11 protein-coding genes and 1 tRNA gene are annotated in these 17271 nt (G+C 68.3%); 2 read left to right on the top strand and 10 right to left on the bottom strand.

The genetic code is table 11. The features are described 5' to 3' along the window. Positions 1-172 precede the first annotated feature (172 nt). The 5 genes from ACFCX4_RS07905 to ACFCX4_RS07885 all read right to left on the bottom strand — a co-directional run bounded on the left by ACFCX4_RS07905 (position 173) and on the right by ACFCX4_RS07885 (position 9017). Entirely contained in the window at positions 173-1831 is a 1659-nt protein-coding gene (locus tag ACFCX4_RS07905) for a protein kinase (RefSeq protein WP_376139754.1), read from the bottom strand. 51 nt (positions 1832-1882) lie between these two features. Beyond that, entirely contained in the window at positions 1883-5113 is a 3231-nt protein-coding gene (locus ACFCX4_RS07900) for a type I restriction endonuclease subunit R (RefSeq protein ID WP_376139753.1), read from the bottom strand. A gap of 49 nt (positions 5114-5162) precedes the next feature. Further along, a complete protein-coding gene (locus tag ACFCX4_RS07895) occupies positions 5163-6449 on the bottom strand; it encodes a restriction endonuclease subunit S (protein ID WP_376139752.1) in 1287 nt (428 codons plus the stop codon). Further along, positions 6446-8494, bottom strand: a complete 2049-nt coding sequence (locus ACFCX4_RS07890) for an N-6 DNA methylase (RefSeq protein ID WP_376139751.1) — start codon at positions 8492-8494, stop codon at positions 6446-6448. The genes ACFCX4_RS07895 and ACFCX4_RS07890 overlap by 4 nt, the downstream gene beginning before the upstream one ends. A gap of 430 nt (positions 8495-8924) precedes the next feature. After that, on the bottom strand, positions 8925-9017 hold the full coding sequence (locus ACFCX4_RS07885; RefSeq protein WP_376139750.1) for a DALR anticodon-binding domain-containing protein: 93 nt from the start codon (positions 9015-9017) through the stop codon (positions 8925-8927). A 291-nt stretch (positions 9018-9308) separates the two neighbouring features. On the opposite strand from ACFCX4_RS07885, the gene ACFCX4_RS07880 reads away from it, so the two are divergent. Beyond that, positions 9309-10457: a hypothetical protein gene (locus tag ACFCX4_RS07880; RefSeq protein ID WP_376139749.1), complete on the top strand. Its 1149-nt coding sequence runs from the start codon at positions 9309-9311 to the stop codon at positions 10455-10457. A gap of 405 nt (positions 10458-10862) precedes the next feature. After that, the gene (locus ACFCX4_RS07875) at positions 10863-12107 is read left to right on the top strand and encodes a tyrosine-type recombinase/integrase (protein WP_376139748.1); all 1245 of its coding nucleotides are present in this window, start codon (positions 10863-10865) and stop codon (positions 12105-12107) included. A 394-nt stretch (positions 12108-12501) separates the two neighbouring features. Here the strand turns inward: ACFCX4_RS07875 and ACFCX4_RS07870 are convergent. From ACFCX4_RS07870 to ACFCX4_RS07850, 5 genes are all read right to left on the bottom strand, one after another. Next, positions 12502-12575 (bottom strand) — tRNA-Pro (locus tag ACFCX4_RS07870). Positions 12576-12732: 157 nt separating this feature from the next. Further along, entirely contained in the window at positions 12733-14061 is a 1329-nt protein-coding gene (locus tag ACFCX4_RS07865; protein ID WP_376139747.1) for an MFS transporter, read from the bottom strand. 131 nt (positions 14062-14192) lie between these two features. Then, complete coding sequence (locus tag ACFCX4_RS07860) at positions 14193-14942, bottom strand: DUF1684 domain-containing protein (protein ID WP_376139746.1); 750 nt, start codon at positions 14940-14942, stop codon at positions 14193-14195. 384 nt (positions 14943-15326) lie between these two features. Beyond that, a complete protein-coding gene (locus ACFCX4_RS07855) occupies positions 15327-16187 on the bottom strand; it encodes an acyl-CoA thioesterase (protein ID WP_376139745.1) in 861 nt (286 codons plus the stop codon). A 184-nt stretch (positions 16188-16371) separates the two neighbouring features. Next, a complete protein-coding gene (locus ACFCX4_RS07850; RefSeq protein WP_376139744.1) occupies positions 16372-17070 on the bottom strand; it encodes an alpha-ketoglutarate-dependent dioxygenase AlkB in 699 nt (232 codons plus the stop codon). Positions 17071-17271 lie beyond the last annotated feature (201 nt).

Here is a 17271-nt window from a genome sequence, read left to right as displayed (position 1 = left end):
CGAGCGTAAATGCGACGGATGACATGCTGCTGGTCCTTCTCCCAGGTACTGGGTCAGCCTCAACGTCAGTGTCACCCGCGGGGCCGCGCCTACGCGTAGCCGCTCTCGAAGGCGCGACTCGGCTCGGCGTCCTCTCTGTCAGCCTCGGACGAGACATCCCGCTTGGTCAGCATCAGTCCGTGAAGCGACTGAGACGCCTCACGAATCCGTCGATGTCGGCGAGGTCCGGGGCGTCGGGGCCGCGCAGGCGCTGGGTTGCCTCACGCAGGGCCGCGGCTGCGCGACGGGCTTCGGGGAAGCGTTCGCGGGCAGCGTGGAGACGGGCGAGGTTGGCCAGAGCATCGAGGTGGCGGTCGACGGCCGCAGCGTCGGCAGGCTCTGGGGCGTGGGCGGTGTAGGCGCGGAATGCCTCGATCGCTGCGGTGGACTCACCGAGGGCCATGCGGCACTGGGCCGCGTAGTAACGGCAGAGCAGCGCCTGCTCGTCGTTGGTGCCGTAGCGCGCGGTCCAAGCGGCACCGACCTCGTCGAAGAGGGCGGCGGCCTCGCGGTAGGCGCCGGCAAGGAATCGGACCTGGGCCAGGGAGAACGTGAGGTCGTCGTGGAGGACGCCGTCCTGGGCGCGGTGGATGGCGTCGGCGAGGAGGTCGGCAGCCTGGACGAACTGGCGGGCCTGGGCGAGCTGCGCTGCCCGGTCCGCAACCTCGTTGGCTTCAGCGTCGCTCAGCGACGTGGGGGGCGTCTCGGGCGGAGGGCCCGGTTCGGCCGGAATCATCAGGGTCGGGGTGTACCCGGTCAGGATGGTGCGCTTGGGCGGTCCGCTGAAGGGACGGCGGAAAGGCTTGCGCGGGTCGAACTCGATCTGAGCGGCACCGGCGAGGTCCTGCTTGTAGACCCACGGCAGCAGTGCGTCGTACACCTGGAATGCCTCCAGGCGGCGTTCGGGTTCCTTGTCCAGCATTCCCAACAGGAGGTCCTCGAGCTCCTCGGGGATGTCCGGGCGCCGGGTGCGGATCGGCGGTGGGGTGGAGCGCACGTGGTGCCAGGCGTGGGAGCCGTTGGCGTCGGCCGTGAACGGGGGGCGGCCGGTGAGAAGTTCGTACATCACGCAGGCCAGGGCGTAGATGTCGGAAGCCGGTCCGACCTCGTTGGCCAGGCTCTGCTCGGGCGACATGTAGGGCGGGGTGCCGACCGTCATGCCTTCCTGGGTCAGGCGGGGGTGGTTGCCGGCACCGCGCAGGGCGGCGACACCGAAGTCGAGGACCTTGATGACGCCGTCCGCGGTGATCATGAGGTTGGACGGCTTGATGTCGCGGTGGACGACGTCGTTGCGGTGCACCTCATCCAGTACGGACGCGATCTGTACACCTGCCGCCGCGGCCCAGGAGATTGCCAGCGGTGAGACGTCGTAGTCCGTGTCATTGATCAAGGTCTGCACTTCGCGTCCGCGCAGCAGCTGCATGACCACGTACAGCTGGTGTGTCGTCTCGTCAATGCCGGTGTCATAGATGGCCGGGATACCGAGGTGTTCCAAAGCAGCGGTAGTGCGGACTTCACGCAGGAAACGGTCGCGGCGGGTGGCCAGCATCTCCGCGGCGCCGAAGCCGGGGATGCCGGGCAGGCCGCGGGTGTCGGTGAGCATCATCTTGACCGCGACGCGGCGGTCGAGGCGTTCGTCGTAGGCGTGCCAGACCTCACCCATGCCGCCGGCGCCGATCGGGCGGTCGAGCCAGTAGCGTCCCGCGATCACGCGAGACGGCGGCCTGCTGGCATCTTCGGTCGGCGCATCGTGGAACCCATCCTGCGGCACTGCAGCGATCCCTTCGGCCACGGCGCCTGCGCAGCACCGGAGTTCGACGTGACGTGGAACTGTTGGTACAGATTATGCATCGGCCGGACGGGTGACTCCCGCTTCACCAGACTTGATCGCTGCGGCCCGCTCTTCGGTGGCCCGGCGCTCCGCTTCGCGGCGGACGGGGCGGCGGATGAGACCGTACGCCTGCTGGGTGGCGACCTGCTTGAAGATCTTGTTGACGAGCGGGTCGTCGTAGTACCGCACGAGCAGGGTGTCGTTGGACCGGGCCTGGTCGATGACGATGCGGTCCATGTCCTTGTTGACCTCACGACGGAAGGTCTCTTCGTCGTTGTGGAGGCCGATCCGGTTCAGGTCCGGATCTTCCGAGACGGCGACGATCAGTTGACCGAGGAGGATCTGGTCGGTGGTGGACAGGCCGATGCCGTACTCGTCGTTGACCGACTCGATGACCTCAGCGAGGGACTTCTCCTCGACCTCCAACCCAGCGCCGGCGGGCTGCGGAACCAGGCCGGGCAGCAGCTGAGCGCCTTCCGCTTTGAGAATGAGGTCAGCCGTGCCGGTCTTGCGGACGTTCATGTGGCTGGGGGTGACTTCGCCTACGTCCGCGCTCGCCGAGCCGGCCGGGAGCCTGAGGCGGCGCACCAGGAACCTCCCGTACTGGTAGAGGCGCTCCAGGTCCTCGTTCTCAAAACCGATGACGTGAGAGAGCCAGCCATACGCCTTGACGTAGGAGTCCAGCGCGCGCCGGAATTCCTGCGCGGCGTCGGGCTCATCGTCCGCCAGGGCATTGAACCGATCCACGGCCGGCTGAGTGTAGGTGTGCAGCTTCGCGTGGGCCTTGGAGACCGCGGCGTCGGTGGCGGTGCCGTTCTTGAACGCGGCGAAGTAGGCCGTGACGAAGGCATCCATCTCCGCCTCGATCAGCAGCCGGTAGGCCATTACCTCGTCGTACCGGTTGAACAGGAAGTCCGGGTCGGTCGGTTCGGAGATCGATGCCTCGTAGTACTGCTGGAACGCCTCCTCGATCACGGCCGGCTTGTTGGCGAAGTCCATCACGAACAAGTCTTCGGCCGACTTGAGCGGATGCGTGCGGTTCAGCCGGGACAGCGTCTGCACGGCGGCGAGGCCGGCCAGCAGCTTGTCGACGTACATCGTCGTCAGCAGCGGCTGGTCGAAACCGGTCTGGTACTTGTCTGCGACAACCAGGATGCGGTATTCGGGCCGGGGCACGGACGGCGGCTTTGGGTCGTCCAGGCGGGTGTAGGCGAAGGCTTCGGGCAGCTTGCTCTCTGCAAAGCCGTTCAGCTTCGCCTCGGTGTACTCGATCTCGTCCAGGGTGAGGGTGCCGGAGAAGGCCACCAGAGTGCCGCAGTCGGTGTAGCCGCAGCGCTCCACGTAGGCGCGGATTGCCTGGTAGAGGCGCACCGCGTGCTCGCGGCCGGGGGTGACGACCATGGCGCGGGCCCTGCCGCCGAGCCTGTCCACGGTGTGGGCACGGAAGTGCTCCACGATGATCTTCGCCCGAGACTCCAGGGACGCCTCGGACATCAGAGCGGCCCGCACCAGCTTCGCTTTCGCCTTCCGCGGATCCACCTGTCGCTCGGCCTCGTCCACGGCGGCCTGCTGCAGCTTGAAGTACGTGCTGTAGGTGACGTAGGTACCGAGCACGTCGAGGATGAAGCCCTCCTCGATGGCCTGCCGCATCGAGTAGATGTGGAACGGCTCCATCTGCCCGCTCTCGCGCGACTCGGTGCCGAAAAGCTTGAGGGTCTTGTCCTTCGGGGTCGCGGTGAATGCGAAGAAGGACAGGTTGGGCTGCTTGCCGCGGGCGAGCGCGGCTGCGGTCAGCGGATCGCCGTCCTCGTCGACCGTGCCCTCGCCCAGCTTGCCCAGCATCCGCTTGAGTGCGTCAGTGCCCTTGCCGCCCTGAGAGGAGTGCGCTTCGTCGATGATGATCGCGTAGCGGCGCTCGCGGCCAAGTCCGGATGCCTTGTCCAGGATGAACGGGAACTTCTGCAATGTCGTGATCACGATACGGGCAGTCGTCCCGGTCAGCGCGTCCGCGAGCTGCTGGGAATCGTCGTCGACGCGCAGGACCACGCCCGGGGTGTGGTCGAACTGGTAGATGGTGTCCTGGAGCTGCTTGTCCAGCACTCGCCGGTCGGTGATGACCACGACCTTGTCGAACACCTGCGCGTTCGGCCCAAGGCCCTTGGCCTGGGCAGCAGCCGGATCCAGGAGCGCGGGATCTTCGGGAGTGTGCAATGAAGCCAGGCGATGGGCGAGCCAGGCGATCGTGTTGGACTTTCCCGACCCCGCGGAGTGCTGGATCAGGTAGTTCTCACCTGCCCCGTGCGTGGCCGCGTGCTCGGTCATCTTCCGCACTGCGTGCCATTGGTGGAACCGCGGAAAGATCAGCGGCTGCTTGTGCGCGGAACCGGGCCGATAACGAGGGGCCTTGCCGGCCTTCGCGGCCTCGTCCTCCACGTGCAGGTAACGATGCAGGAGGTCGAGCCAGTTGTCGCGGTGCATGACCTGCTCGAACAGGTACGAGATCGCGTACTCCGCCTCGGCGGCAACGGGCGAATTGCCCGCGCCACCGATGTTGCCCGGTCCACCGGTGCCCATGTTGAACGGGAGGAACCGCGTCTTCGCCCCGGCAATCCGCGTCGTCAGGAACACCAGGTCCGGATCAATCGCGAAGTGCACCAAACTGCGGCGGGCGAAGAACAACTCGTTCGGGTCGCGGTCACTGCGGTACTGCCGCTTCGCGTCCTCGACCGACTGCCCGGTGAGCGGGTTCTTCAGCTCGGCCGACGCGATGGGCAGCCCGTTGACGAAGAACGCGAGATCCAAGGACTTGGCCGGCTCGGCAGCGGAGTAATGGAACTGCCGCACCACGGCGAGCCGGTTCGCGTCGTACTCGTCCAGGGCCCCGGCCGCCAGGGTGTGGGCGGGCCGAAAGTATGCCAGGCGGATCTTGATGTTGCGCTGGACAACCCCGTGACGCAGCACATCCAGCAGCCCGCGCTCATCTATCTGCTTGGCCACATGCGCGGCGAACCGCTGGATCGCGTACAGTTCCTCCTCTCCGTACGCGTCCATCAACCGCTCCCACTCCTCGGGCTGGGAGGCGCCAAGGAACGTGGACAGCTCGGACGTGTCGATGCCGAGCTCGTGGCTGTAGGTGTTTGCCAGTCCCCGCTCCCACTTGCTACGGAGCAGGGCTGCCTCGACGGCGTCCTCGAATGCACCCTCAGTGTGGGCCTCGTGCGCGCCGGGCGGGGTAGCGGTCATCAGGACACTCCGTACGTGGTTGGCGGGTGACTCTTTACGCGTGGACGCTCTAACGGGCAGTAGTGACGTCGAGTTGACCGGTCACGGCAGCGGTAATCAGAGACTGGCGCCGCTCGGCGAGGAGGGAGAGCTGATGCTCGACCTTCTCACCGAGGGCCTTGACGGCTTCCTGGCTGCGACTGACCCGATCGACGAAGGCGTGCTGCTCGTCAAGGCTGACCGGGGGGATGGGCCACTCCTTAATCTCTTCGAACCTAAGATTGGCCATGGATTGGGACGCGCCGTTGGAAGCCGCCCAGCAGGCCGCGCGTACTCGACTGCCACGAGCCACCGCTGCGACATAGTGCGGGCTCAGCCCTTTGCTCACGCGGACTCGGAAGATTTTGTCTGACAGCATTAGCTTGGGCCTAACTCTGGGAACCACGGCTGTGGATCCCACCAGCTGCGGCGTGTTCGCGCGGGTAATCAGGAGATCACCTTCCTGTACCTCGCTTCTGCGGTCCGGGACCACATCTTCAGGCAGCCGCTTGTTGGCAGTCGGATCGAAGGTCCCTGGACGGAGGGCGCTTACCTTTAGCACACCCCACTCGCCATCATTCGCAGGAACTGCGTCGCATTGAGGGCTTGACCCTTGATCCACTCCAGTTACGAAGCGCCTGAACGGCAATGATCCGGCCCGCTGGTATAGCGCATCGATTTCGAGATCAAGAACAGCCGACTCCCGTTCCGTGATCTTTTCGAGCGTGGCACGCTCTAGCCGGACCATCCTGTCGATACGCGAGGTGGCGAAATCGAGATAATCCGCGATGCGCCGCTGCTCATCTACCGGAGGGAGAGGCAAGGGAAAGCTCTGAATTTTGCTACTGTTGGTAGAAGCCAGGTTAGTGGTCCTCGTTCCCGTGCTCTCAAAATAGCAGCGACCATAGAGCGATTGCGTCAAGTATGCGAGATACCGTCCGCTCAGGCGTTGCGGGTCAGGCCGGATGGCAAAAACATGATTCTGGTGCAGGCACCATTCCAATTCCCCCTGCCAGACCGTCCCACGCCCCAGCTTGTCCAGGTCTCCGCCCTCGGTCATCAAAACGTCGCCAGGCCGGAGCGTGCAACGGTGGGCTACGCTCCGTGGTACGGAGATCTCCGTGACCGTACCGAGGTCGAGGCTTCCTGCCTGAACGTTTGCCACGCGCAGATACGGGCGCGTAACAACGTCGCCCGTGATGTCGCGTTTCGCGTCGACTGTCAACCCGTTCTGCAATCGAGCGACGTACCCAAGTCGCACCAACTCCCAGCCTTCGGGGAGCTCGAGTGAATGGAGATCGAACATCGAGGCGGTCACTGGATCACCTCACCCAGCAGCGCCTGGATCTCCGCCTCCAGAGCCTTCAGCTCCTCATCGATCTCCGAGAGCGGGCGCGCCCTCTTGTACACGTAGAAGTGTCGGGTGAATGGGATCTCATATCCGACCCGGGAGCGCATGGTCTCCTTAGTCTTCGGATCCTTCAACTCAGCGATCCACGCATCCTCGACGTGGGGTTTCACAGCACGCTCAAAGTACATATCGATGTCCTCGCGGAGCGGAACATTTTCGGCATCCCGCAAGTCCGGGTCGTGTTCCACCTGCCCCTTCTTGACGTACTGCAGCTCACCCTCCGGATCCGGAACGCCGACTGCGTCACGCATCGCCTTATCGAAGGAGTTGCTCTTAGGCCAGCTAATGCCGGCCTGGTTCAGCGCGGCACTCAGTGCGATCCACGCCTCCGCCTTGGTCTTCCACGAGCCGCCCAGCAGTGGTTTGAGTGCTGCCGCCAGTCGCTCCGGACCACCCTCGCCAAACTCCTTCTCCACCACCTTTGCCACCTGAAGCGCGTCCAAGGAATCCTCGCTGACCTCGAACCGCAACTTGAGGGGCCGGTCCACGGTGATGCGCTGGTAGCCGAAGTCATCTGCGTCGAAGATCTTGACCTTGCCCGGCACGGAATGCTGCGAGCCGCCTCCGGAGCGCGCGAGTCGGTATGCCTCTCCATACCAAGCGCAGATCTCATGGCGCTGCTCGTCGGTGATCTCCTTGCGCTTGTTGCTCAGAGACTTCCGCATTTTGGACCACTGGTCTCGCGCATCGATGAGGATGATCCGGTCCTTGAGGTTTTTCGGCTTTCGGTTGGTGACGATCCAGACGTATGTCGAGATGCCGGTGTTGTAGAAGAGCTGGTCGGGGAGGGCGACGATCGCTTCCAGGTAGTTGTGCTTGATGATCCAGCGGCGGATCTCGGACTCGCCGGAGCCTGCGCCGCCGGTGAAGAGCGGTGAGCCGTTGAAGACGATTGCGATTCGGCTGCCGCCGATCTCCGTACCGTCAGCATCCTTCTTCAGTGGTCGCATTTTGTGGATCATGTGCTGCAGGAAGAGGAACGACCCGTCGTTGATCCTGGGTAGCCCGGCACCGAAACGGCCGTCGTAGCCGCGGTCCTCATGCTCCTGCTTGACCTGCTTCTCAACCTTCTTCCACTCCACGCCGAAGGGCGGGTTGGCGAGCATGTACTCGAACTGCTCATCCTCGTGGCCGTCCTGGGTGAAGGAATTGCCGAAGTGGATGTTGGAGGCAGTCTGACCCTTCAGTAGCATGTCGGAACGGCAGATCGCGTACGACTCAGCATTCAGCTCTTGCCCGAAGACGTTCACACGCGCAACGGGGTTGAGGATCTTGATGTGGTCCTGGGCCGCTGAGAGCATGCCGCCGGTGCCACAGGCCGGGTCGAGGATGTCGATCACCGGGGCCGCCCCAGTGAGGCGGTCTCCATCAGGGGCCAGGAGCAGCTCGACCATCAGCTCGATGACCTCGCGCGGGGTGAAGTGCTCACCGGCGGTCTCGTTCGAGGCGTCCGCGAACTTGCGGATCAACTCTTCGAAGACGAACCCCATGTTGTGGTTGTCGACGGCCTCAAGGCTCAGATCGATGTCAGCGAACTTCTGGACCACGAGGTAGAGCAGTCCAGCCTTGGCCAGGCGGTCGATCTGCAGATGGAAGGCGTAGTGGTCGAGGATCTCGGTGGCCTCCGAGGAGAACCCGCCGATGAAGTCCTTGAGATTCTTCTCAACCTTCTGCGTGTCCGGATCGGCACCGATTGTGGCGAACGTCTGCCGGGAGAGGTTGTAGAAATCACGGCCGGCGGTGGCGCGCAGCACCGCGTCGTTGTTCTGGCCTGCGAAGGATTCGGCACGGGCCCAGACGGTCTCGCGGGTGTCCTTCATGACACAGTCCATGCGGCGCAGCAGCGTCATCGGCAGGATGACCTTGCCGTACTCGGAGCGCTTGTAGTCGCCCCGCAGCAGGTCGGCGACCGACCAGATGAAGTCGGCCAGCTCCTGGTTCTTGTCGCTCACACGCCACCTTCTTGTGTTGTTCCGCTGCAGAGCCCAGCTCGCCCGCACGATACCGGAGAGGTCAGACAGGGCTAGCGTACGGAAAGAGAACAGCTCCGTGTGCTGCGACCGGTAGCCCGCGACGACAGCAGGTGCCGAAGCGGTCCGGTGTGCCACGCGCCGCAGTGGCTGCGCCGGGCGTACCAGCGCATGCTCGGCCTCGGGCTGAGCACGACGGTGCCGCCCAAGGCCCTGTCGCGCCAGTGAGTCGCCTTTCACTTCGGCGCCGATCGACCTGTATGCCTCTGGTCACAATCGGTGGCGGGACGATCCGGGCGGGCATGTCGAAACGATGCGCCGCGGTGTGTGGCAGCGCCCCAGGGAGGAGAAACTCAGGCGAGTCCTTCGGGGCGGGCAGGTGATACCTGTCCACCCCGAAGATCGCCAAGATCTACAGCCGCTCCGGCGTTCCGATGCCGAGGAGGTCCATGCCCCGGCGGAGGGTCTGGCCGGTCAGCTGGCAGAGCAGCAGCCGGGTCTCCATGACCTCGCGACTGGGGGCCTTGAGGACGGACGGGGCAGTGCTCGTAGAAGGTGGTGTACGCCGCGGCGAGGCTGTGCAGGTAGGCGCAGAGACGGTGGGGCTCGAAGGTCTCGGCGACGGGTCGATGGTGGCGCCGAACTCGTCGAGGAGCACGCCCCTGCCCCTACGGGGTCTCGTTCTCTGGCGGCCGTCGGCGCCTATCGGCTGCACGACCCGGCACTATCTGGCGATGCGTCAGAATGGCTCGATGGTCGGCGGCATTGCCGAGCAGATCACCGGAGGTACGACTTCATGACCCGCTACAGCATCGATCCCGAACGGCACGAGCTGATCGCGACCTGGGAAACGGGCGAGGGCGGTCTCGCCACCCGTATCGCCGCCGTCCCGGCCGGCACGGACACGGCCGCGCTGATGCGGCTGGCCCGCACCCTCACCCACCTGTCCGAGGCGGCATGGCGCACCTACACCCACCCCGCCAGTGCCGCCGCCTCCCAGGACCCCAACTCCGAGGGCTGGCGCCGCGCGGCGGAACGCAAGTCCTTCGACGAGGTCCCGGGCGCCATCACCCGGCCCAACCTCCCCCAGGACGGCATGCTCGACGTCGAATACAGCCCCCTGGTCGAGTCCGCCCACCGCGCCGGCCGCGCCCTGCACGCCCTGAACGACCAACAGCTCACCGACGCCGTCCTCGCCGAAACAGCCACCGAACTCGCCGCCGTGGAGAACGCCGAACTCGGCGACCTCACCGGCCGCGCCCGGCAGGCCGTCCTCCTCAGCCGCGAAGGCGCCTCCCCCGTGCAGGTCGCCGCCGCCGACCACCTGCTCGAACAGGACCCCTTCGGCCCCGCCGCACTGTTCACCGAGATCGACCCCACCGCCGCGGCCGTCGCCGCAGCCCACTGGCTCGCGGCAGCAGCCGAGGTCACCGCCGAAGCCACCAGGCACTCCCCCACCGCCGTGCTCTTCGAAGCCGACAACATCGAAGCCCTCCCCCACGAAACCCCCACCCTCGTCCTCGGCCTCATCAAGGACGGCATCTCCCCCTACGACGCGGTCACCAGCCTCGTACGCCACGCCCTCCACATCGCCGACGGCCTCCTCCCCGACCCCGCCGGCCTGCGCGAACAACTCGAAGACATCGACGACACCCTCGCCCAGTACACCGGCCCGGACACCGACCCCGAGGACACCGGCCTGCGCCTGACCCCGCTCGATCCCAGGCGACCCGCCCCCGACCTCCTCGAAGACCTCCTCGCCGGCATCCACGGCTGCTGGCTCCTCCACGAGGAATACGACGAACTCGACGACGAAGACGACTTCGGCGATGACGAGGACGGGGACGACGGCGAACAGGCCGGGCAGCAGCAGGACCGCAGCCGCAGCGACTTCGCCCACCTCGTTCGCGAAGTCGCAGCCGCCCACCGGAACCGGCTCATCTGAATCGCCTGCCGCAACCACCCATCGCGGATCAGGGCACCCTGACCTCGGCGGCCCGCCCGCTTCGACCCAAGGCCGCGCACGGCCCGGCCAACCCGACGGGCCGTTCACACTGCGTAGCCGCGTCGGGGGGCAGGAAACACTCCCCTACCGCCCGGACGGCCCCCAGAGCAGGGCTCCGGGTAGTTACGTAGGGTGACAGTTTCCGCGTGCCCGCATCGACCATGACGGGTACCACGGCACCCCCGTGCATTGGCGCGCCCGGGTGCGGGTCCTCACCGTGAACCGCAGGTCAGAGCCCCATTTTCGCGTTGGTGATCGCATGGTGGTCGCAGACGATCATGCGATCACGGCGCATGTAGCCTCCGTGAATTGATCAATGGGTCACAGCCACAGGAGGTACACGGAGTGCGCAAGTCAGGACGACCGGGCCGGGTCTACCGCCGCTGCGGATGCCGCGATGCCACCCGGCGTCAGCTCGGCGCGAGGTGTCCACGCCTTGCCGAGGAGAAGCACGGCACGTGGACCTTCGCCGTCGACATCCCGTCCCTCAACAACCGCAGGCGCACCATACGGCGCGGCGGGTTCGAGGACGCCTGGACCGCCGAGACGGCGCTGCGGCGCTTCCTCGAAGGCCGGCGACTGGGCTTCGACGCCGACCCCCACGAGACGGTCGCCGCCTACCTCACCAAGTGGCTCAAGAGCATGGAGTTCCTGCTCAAGCCCACCACCTACGCCCGCTACCGCACCTACGTGCTCTGCGAACTCATCCCCGTCTTCGGCGCGATACGCCTCGAGGAACTCGCCCACGACCACATCGCCGCCTACGCCCACGACCAGCTCGACGCCGGCCGCGGACGCCAGGCCGTCTACCACTGCCTCGCCACGCTCTCCAGCGCCCTCGGCACCGCCGTGCGCACGCACCGCCTGCCCTTCAACGCCGCCCAGCCCCTGCCCATGCGCAGGCCCCAAGCCGCCGAACGCGTCCCCTGGACCGCTGAGCAGGCCGTCGCGTTCCTCTCCCACTGCCGAGGCGTCGACCCCACCTTCGCGGACCTCTTCGAGGTCATCATCGGCACCGGCCTGCGCAAGGGTGAGGCGCTCGGCCTCCAGCGCCCGTGTGTCCGGCTGGACGACCGCGTCATGTACATCCGCCACACCCTCTCCGCGATCGACAACCACGAACTCGTCCTGACCGCACCGAAGACGAAGAAGAGCCGCAACTGGGTACCCCTGTCGGAGCGCGTCGCCGCCGCCCTCGAACGCGCGATGGCCAGGAACACCTCCCCGGGCAACGGCCACGTCTTCCAGGACACAGACGGCAAGCCCCTCCACCCGGCCGCGGTCCGCCGACGCTTCCACGAACTGCGCGAACAGGCCGGACTGCCCCACGTCACCATCCACGACCTGCGCCACCTCGCCGCCACCCTCGCCCTGGAGGGCAACGTGCCCATGGCCGTCATCTCCAAGACCCTGCGGCACTCCACCCTGTCGACCACCGCGAACATCTGCAGCCACCTGACCTGGGACGTCGCCATGGCTGCGGTCCACACCATCGAAACCAGGCTCCACCTCGCCGAGTCCCGCACCCACTGCGGCGCCGACGCCCTCGCCAACCCCTTGCCGAACCCGCTGTTCAGCCACGCGGCCTGACACAACCGCACGCCCACACCTCGGTCCACCGGGCCGCTCGGAACGCGGCAAGGACGACCAGCTAAACGGCCGGAACCGCCGGTCCATCACTGACACCCGCTCAGCCCCGGAGCCACCACCACACCTGGCGCCGCGGGCTCCACAGGCATGCCCACTTCTGGGACACCATGCCCACTCCGACGCCGGGGAGAAGCTCACGCACCTACCGACTACGCTCAGTCATCTCGACTGAACAGACAAAAGCCGCATATCAGTTGTGGCTGAGCGCCCCACACCCCCGGATGCGCCCCCTGGAATCACGTGAACGAGCGTCCGCGACCACACTGCGACCACCAAAGCCAAAAGAGCCGGCACTCGGTTTCCCAAGTACCGGCTCTCACAACCGACTTCACAGTCGGGACGACAGGATTTGAACCTGCGACCCCTTGACCCCCAGTCAAGTGCGCTACCAAGCTGCGCCACGTCCCGTGGTCTCGTGGCCCGGGCGGAGCCTGGGGGGCTCTGCTTCGGGTTTCTCGACCTTGTCGGCCGGTTGTTCCGGCGACGAGGAAAACAATACAGCACGTCGGGGGGTGCTCGCTGCAGGGTTGTGGGGAGGTGGGTGGGCGGGGAGCGGGGGTGGGGGTCAGGGGGTGGGGTGGCGGGCGTCGTAGCGGAGGAAGGCGGGGCGGCGGGCGGCGAGGAGGAGGATGGCGACGACGCAGGCGAGGCCGCCGCTGACGACGGAGACGGTGGGGCTGGTGAGGGAGGCGACGGCGCCGGACTCGAAGTCGCCGAGGCGGGGGCCGCCGGCGACGATCACGATGAACACGCCCTGGAGGCGGCCGCGCATCTCGTCGGGGGCGGCGACCTGCATCATCGTGTTGCGGAAGATCATGCTGACGGTGTCGGCGCAGCCGGCGACGGCGAGCATGAGGAGGCCGAGCCAGAGGTTGCGGAGCAGGCCGAAGGCCGCGATGGCGAGGCCCCAGGCGATCACGGCGACCACGACGGCGAGGCCCTGGCGGTGGACCCGGCTCACCCAGCCGGAGAAGAGGGCGCCGGCCAGGGCGCCGACGGCGGGGGCCGCGGCGAGCAGGCCGACGGTGCGGGCGTCGCCGCCGTAGAAGGTGACCGCGAGGGCCGGGAAGAGGGCGCGCGGCATGCCGAAGATCATCGCGGCCAGGTCGGCGAGGAAGCTGGTGCGGAGGTTGGGCTGCTCGCGGAGGAAGCGGAGGCCGTCGAGGACGGAGGCGCGGCCCTTGCGGTCGCCGAGCGGGAGCATCGCGGGCAGGCGCCACATCGCGTAGAGGGTGGCGGCGAACGCGACGGTGTCGACGAGGTAGGCGGCCTGGACGCCGTAGGCGCCGATGAGCACGCCGCCGAGCATGGGGCCGACGGTGAGGCCGAGGTTCATGCTGACGGTGTTCAGGGCGTTGGCGGCCGGCAGACGGTGGGCGGGGACCAGGCGCGGGATCATCGCCGAACGGGCGGGCGAGGCCAGCGCGAAGAAGCCGGCCTGGAGGGCGACGGCCACGTAGAGGACCGCGACCAGGCCAAGGCCCGCGAGGGCCTGGGCGGCCAGGACGGCGGAGACCACGGCGAGGCCGGCCGCGCCGATCAGACCGAGGCGCCGGCGGTCGACGGTGTCGGCGATCGCGCCGCCGTAGAGGCCGAAGGCGATCAGCGGGAGGAGGGAGAAGAGGCCGACCAGGCCGGTGGCGAAGGTGGAGCCGGTCAGGTCGTAGACCTCGACGGAGACGGCGACGGCCGTCATCTGCTGGCCGATCGAGGAGACGGACTGCCCGAACCAGACCCGCCGGTAGTCGGCGTGGTCGCGCAGCGGGCTCAGGTCGGCGAAGGTGCTGCGGGCGATCCGCCGGTACCGGGGTGGCGTCGGAAGAGCGTCGGCGGGGGCGGTCGGCGGCTGGGTCTCGTCGGCGGGGAGCCGATTGGCAGGATGATTGGTCGACACGGACCCATGGTCCGCCCTCCCCCACGGGCCCCGCCGACCGGGGTCGGCCGGGGACACAGCGCCGCAACACTGCGCAGGTGGCGGCCGGGTCGTCCGGAGGTCGGACCCGGCCGCCGCCTGCGGCGAACCGCCTACCGGGTCAGGACCTGCTTCTCGCCCGCCTCGACCGCGAAGTCCAGCCGGTTGCCGGGCGGCGGGAACGGGCAGATGAAGTGGTCCGCGAAGGCGCACGGCGGCAGGTAGGCGCGGTTCAGGTCCAGCACCGTGCGGCCGTCCGCGTCCGGCGCCGGCAGCGTGATGAAGCGGAACCGGTAGGTGTCCCGGCCGCTGGTCGCGTCGGCGATCACTCCGCTGAGGCCGTCGCCGGAGCGGCTGACCGTGAGCGTGCGGTGCTCACCGGCCACGGTGAACTCGATCCGCCCGGAGACGGTCAGCACGCGCTCCTTGCCGTCAGCGTTGGGGACGACCAGCGCCTGCGTCCCCTCGCCCTCGAACGGGGTGAAGACCGCGGGGACGGCCCACTCCGGGGCGTAGGTGTAGGCGGAGATCCCGGCGAACGAGGCCCGGCGCTCCGACGCCGGGTCGAAGACCCGCAGCGCCAGCTCGCCCTCGCGCTCGATCGGCACCAGCAGCAGGTCGCCCAGCGAGGCGGTGTCCGGCGCCGGGTCGGTGTCCGGACGCAGCAGCACCTCGCCGTCGACCGCGGTGCCGGCGGGGTCCGTGCCCGCGAGGGTGAGGCCGTCGGCCGCCGCCGCACGGACCCGGACGCCCTCCGCGTCGGCCCACCACACGCCCGGAAGGCCGGGAATCCCGGTGGGCTCGCCGTCCAGCCAGTGCGTGCCGGTGAGCGCCAGCTGACCGTGCGGCGCGCTGACGGTCACGGCCCGCCGATCGCTCCAGTGCTTCCAATCCTCCGCGGCCGTCGCCGTCATCGGCTCGCCCTCCCACTTCGTTCCAGGGCCCACCGGGCGGGCCGTCCGTTCTCCGTCATCCCATCGAACATCCGTCGCCCGGGCCGGGCATTCCCGGCGCCGGATCTTGTCGCACAGCCGTCACGCCGCTCAACACCAGTCAACACGCCGGTCACACCGGCCGAGGCGCACACGGGCCCCGCCTGCCCCGAACGCGACCGACCAACCCCCGATCGGCCCCCGACCGGACCACCGCCCCCAACCAACGCGGCCGACCAACCCCTGACCGGACCACCGCCCCCGACGAACCCGACCGGCCGGCTCCCGGCCGGGGGCCGCCCGCCCGACGGCCGATCAGTCCTTGATCCGGCGGAACAGTCCCTCCTGCACCACCGTCACCACCAGCTGACCGCTGCGGTCGAAGATCTGCCCCCGCGCGAGGCCCCGGGCTCCGTGGGCTATCGGCGACTCCTGCTGGTAGAGCAGCCAGTCGTCGGTCCGGAACGGCCGGTGGAACCACATCGCGTGGTCGAGCGAGGCCATGTCGAAGTGCCGGGTGCCCCAGAGCGGCTCGACGGGCGCGCGGACGGCGTCCAGCAGCGTCATGTCGCTCGCGTAGGTGAGCGCGCAGACGTGGATCAGCGGGTCGTCGGGAAGCTCGCCGTTGGTGCGCAGCCAGACACCGCTGCGCGCCTCGACGCCGGCGAGCTCCTCGGTGGTCCAGCGCAGCCGGTCGACGTAGCGGATGTCGAACGGCTGGCGCCGGCTGATGAACGGGGGCAGTTCACCGAGCCTGGAGCCGACCTCGTCCAGCGCGCTGGGCAGCTTCTCGGGGCCGGGCACGGCCGGCATCGGGAACTGGTGCTCGATGCTGTCCGGCTCCGGGGCGTGGAAGTCGGCGGTCAGCGCGAAGATCGACCGGCCGCCCTGGATCGCCAGCACCCGCCGGGTGGTGAACGAACGGCCGTCCCGGAGCCGGTCCACCTGGTAGACGATCGGCACGCCCGGGACCCCGGGGCGCAGGAAGTACGCGTGCAGGGAGTGGACCGGCCGGTCGCCGTCCACGGTACGGCCCGCCGCGACCAGGGCCTGACCGGCGACCTGACCGCCGAACGTGCGCTGGAGCGCCTCCTCGGGGCTGCGCCCGCGGAAGATGTTCAGCTCGATCTGCTCCAGGTCCAGCAGTGCGACGAGATCGTCGACGGGGGTACCCATGGGAAACGTCCTCTCCGGGCTGCCGCCCCGGCCGGAGGTCTTCCGCCCGGCTGCCGGCAACCCGTTCTCTTTCGAATTCTCCAGCTCAATCGAATTCTTCAGCGAGCCAGGGCATTCCCCGCGTCGGGGGCACGGACTCCGATTCACTCGAACGAGGTCGAACAGCAGTGAACAGTAGCGGGGCCTACGGCGGATCCTGGAGTCCCGACTGCCGCACGGTGATGTTGAGTCGCCCCGTCAGGCCCAGCGCCGGGTCCGCCGTCCCGGGCAGGGTCCGCACCACGCCGTGGTACGCGAACCGGACCGGGCCGCCGAACACCAGCAGATCCCCGCTGCGCAGCTCCAGATCGGTCCACGGCCTGGTCCTGGTCCGGGTGTTGCCGAGCCGGAACACGCACGTGTCGCCCAGCGACAGCGAGACCACCGGGGCGTCCGCCCGCTCGTCGCGGTCCTGGTGCAGGCCCATCTTCGCGCCGTGCGGGTAGTGGTTGACGATCGCGACGTCCGGCGCGTAGCCGGCCGCGCCCGCGACCTCCGGCACCGCGTCCCCGTACGCCTCGGCCACGGCCCGCAGGGCGAGCCCGTCGAGCTCGGGCGGGAACGGCTTGACGGGGGTGCCGTCCGCGGCGGTGAGGGAGTAGCCGTACGGGTACCAGTGGCGGCCCAGGCTCACCATCCGGACGGACATCGTCCCGCCGGTGGGCATCCGGACGGTGTGCATCCCGGCGGGCGGGCGGGCCCAGGCGCGGCAGGCGGCCACCAGCCGCAGCTGCGCCGCCGCGTCCAGCCAGCCGGGGAGCAGCACCGCACCGGGCGCGGGCTCGAACCGCCCTCGCCCGCCGGAGTCGTCGGACACGCCGCCGAACAGCTCGCCCTGGGTCACTCCCCCATCCTCGCGCACCCCTCCGACAACGGCCCCGGACGACGGCCCCGGACGACGACCTCGGACGACGGCAACCATCCCGGGCACGCGCGGACACCCGCGCACCCGCACCGCAGGCCCCACCGCAGGACACACCTCACGGGTCCACCACCCCGGCTCCGCCGCCCCGCGCGCCGACGGCCGCCTCCCCCAGTGCGGGGG

Source organism: Kitasatospora sp. NPDC056327, from assembly GCF_042261735.1.
Taxonomy (GTDB): domain Bacteria; phylum Actinomycetota; class Actinomycetes; order Streptomycetales; family Streptomycetaceae; genus Kitasatospora.
This window is presented reverse-complemented; position numbering and strand designations above follow the sequence as displayed.

What these genes read in the sequence shown, in the direction of transcription:
- ACFCX4_RS07885 (WP_376139750.1), bottom strand. Translation starts at nt 9,017, where the DNA reads ATGGAGACCCGGCTGCTGCTCTGCCAGCTGACCGGCCAGACCCTCCGC.
- ACFCX4_RS07855 (WP_376139745.1), bottom strand. Translation starts at nt 16,187, where the DNA reads ATGGGTACCCCCGTCGACGATCTCGTCGCACTGCTGGACCTGGAGCAG.
- ACFCX4_RS07880 (WP_376139749.1), top strand. Translation starts at nt 9,309, where the DNA reads ATGACCCGCTACAGCATCGATCCCGAACGGCACGAGCTGATCGCGACC.
- ACFCX4_RS07900 (WP_376139753.1), bottom strand. Translation starts at nt 5,113, where the DNA reads ATGACCGCTACCCCGCCCGGCGCGCACGAGGCCCACACTGAGGGTGCA.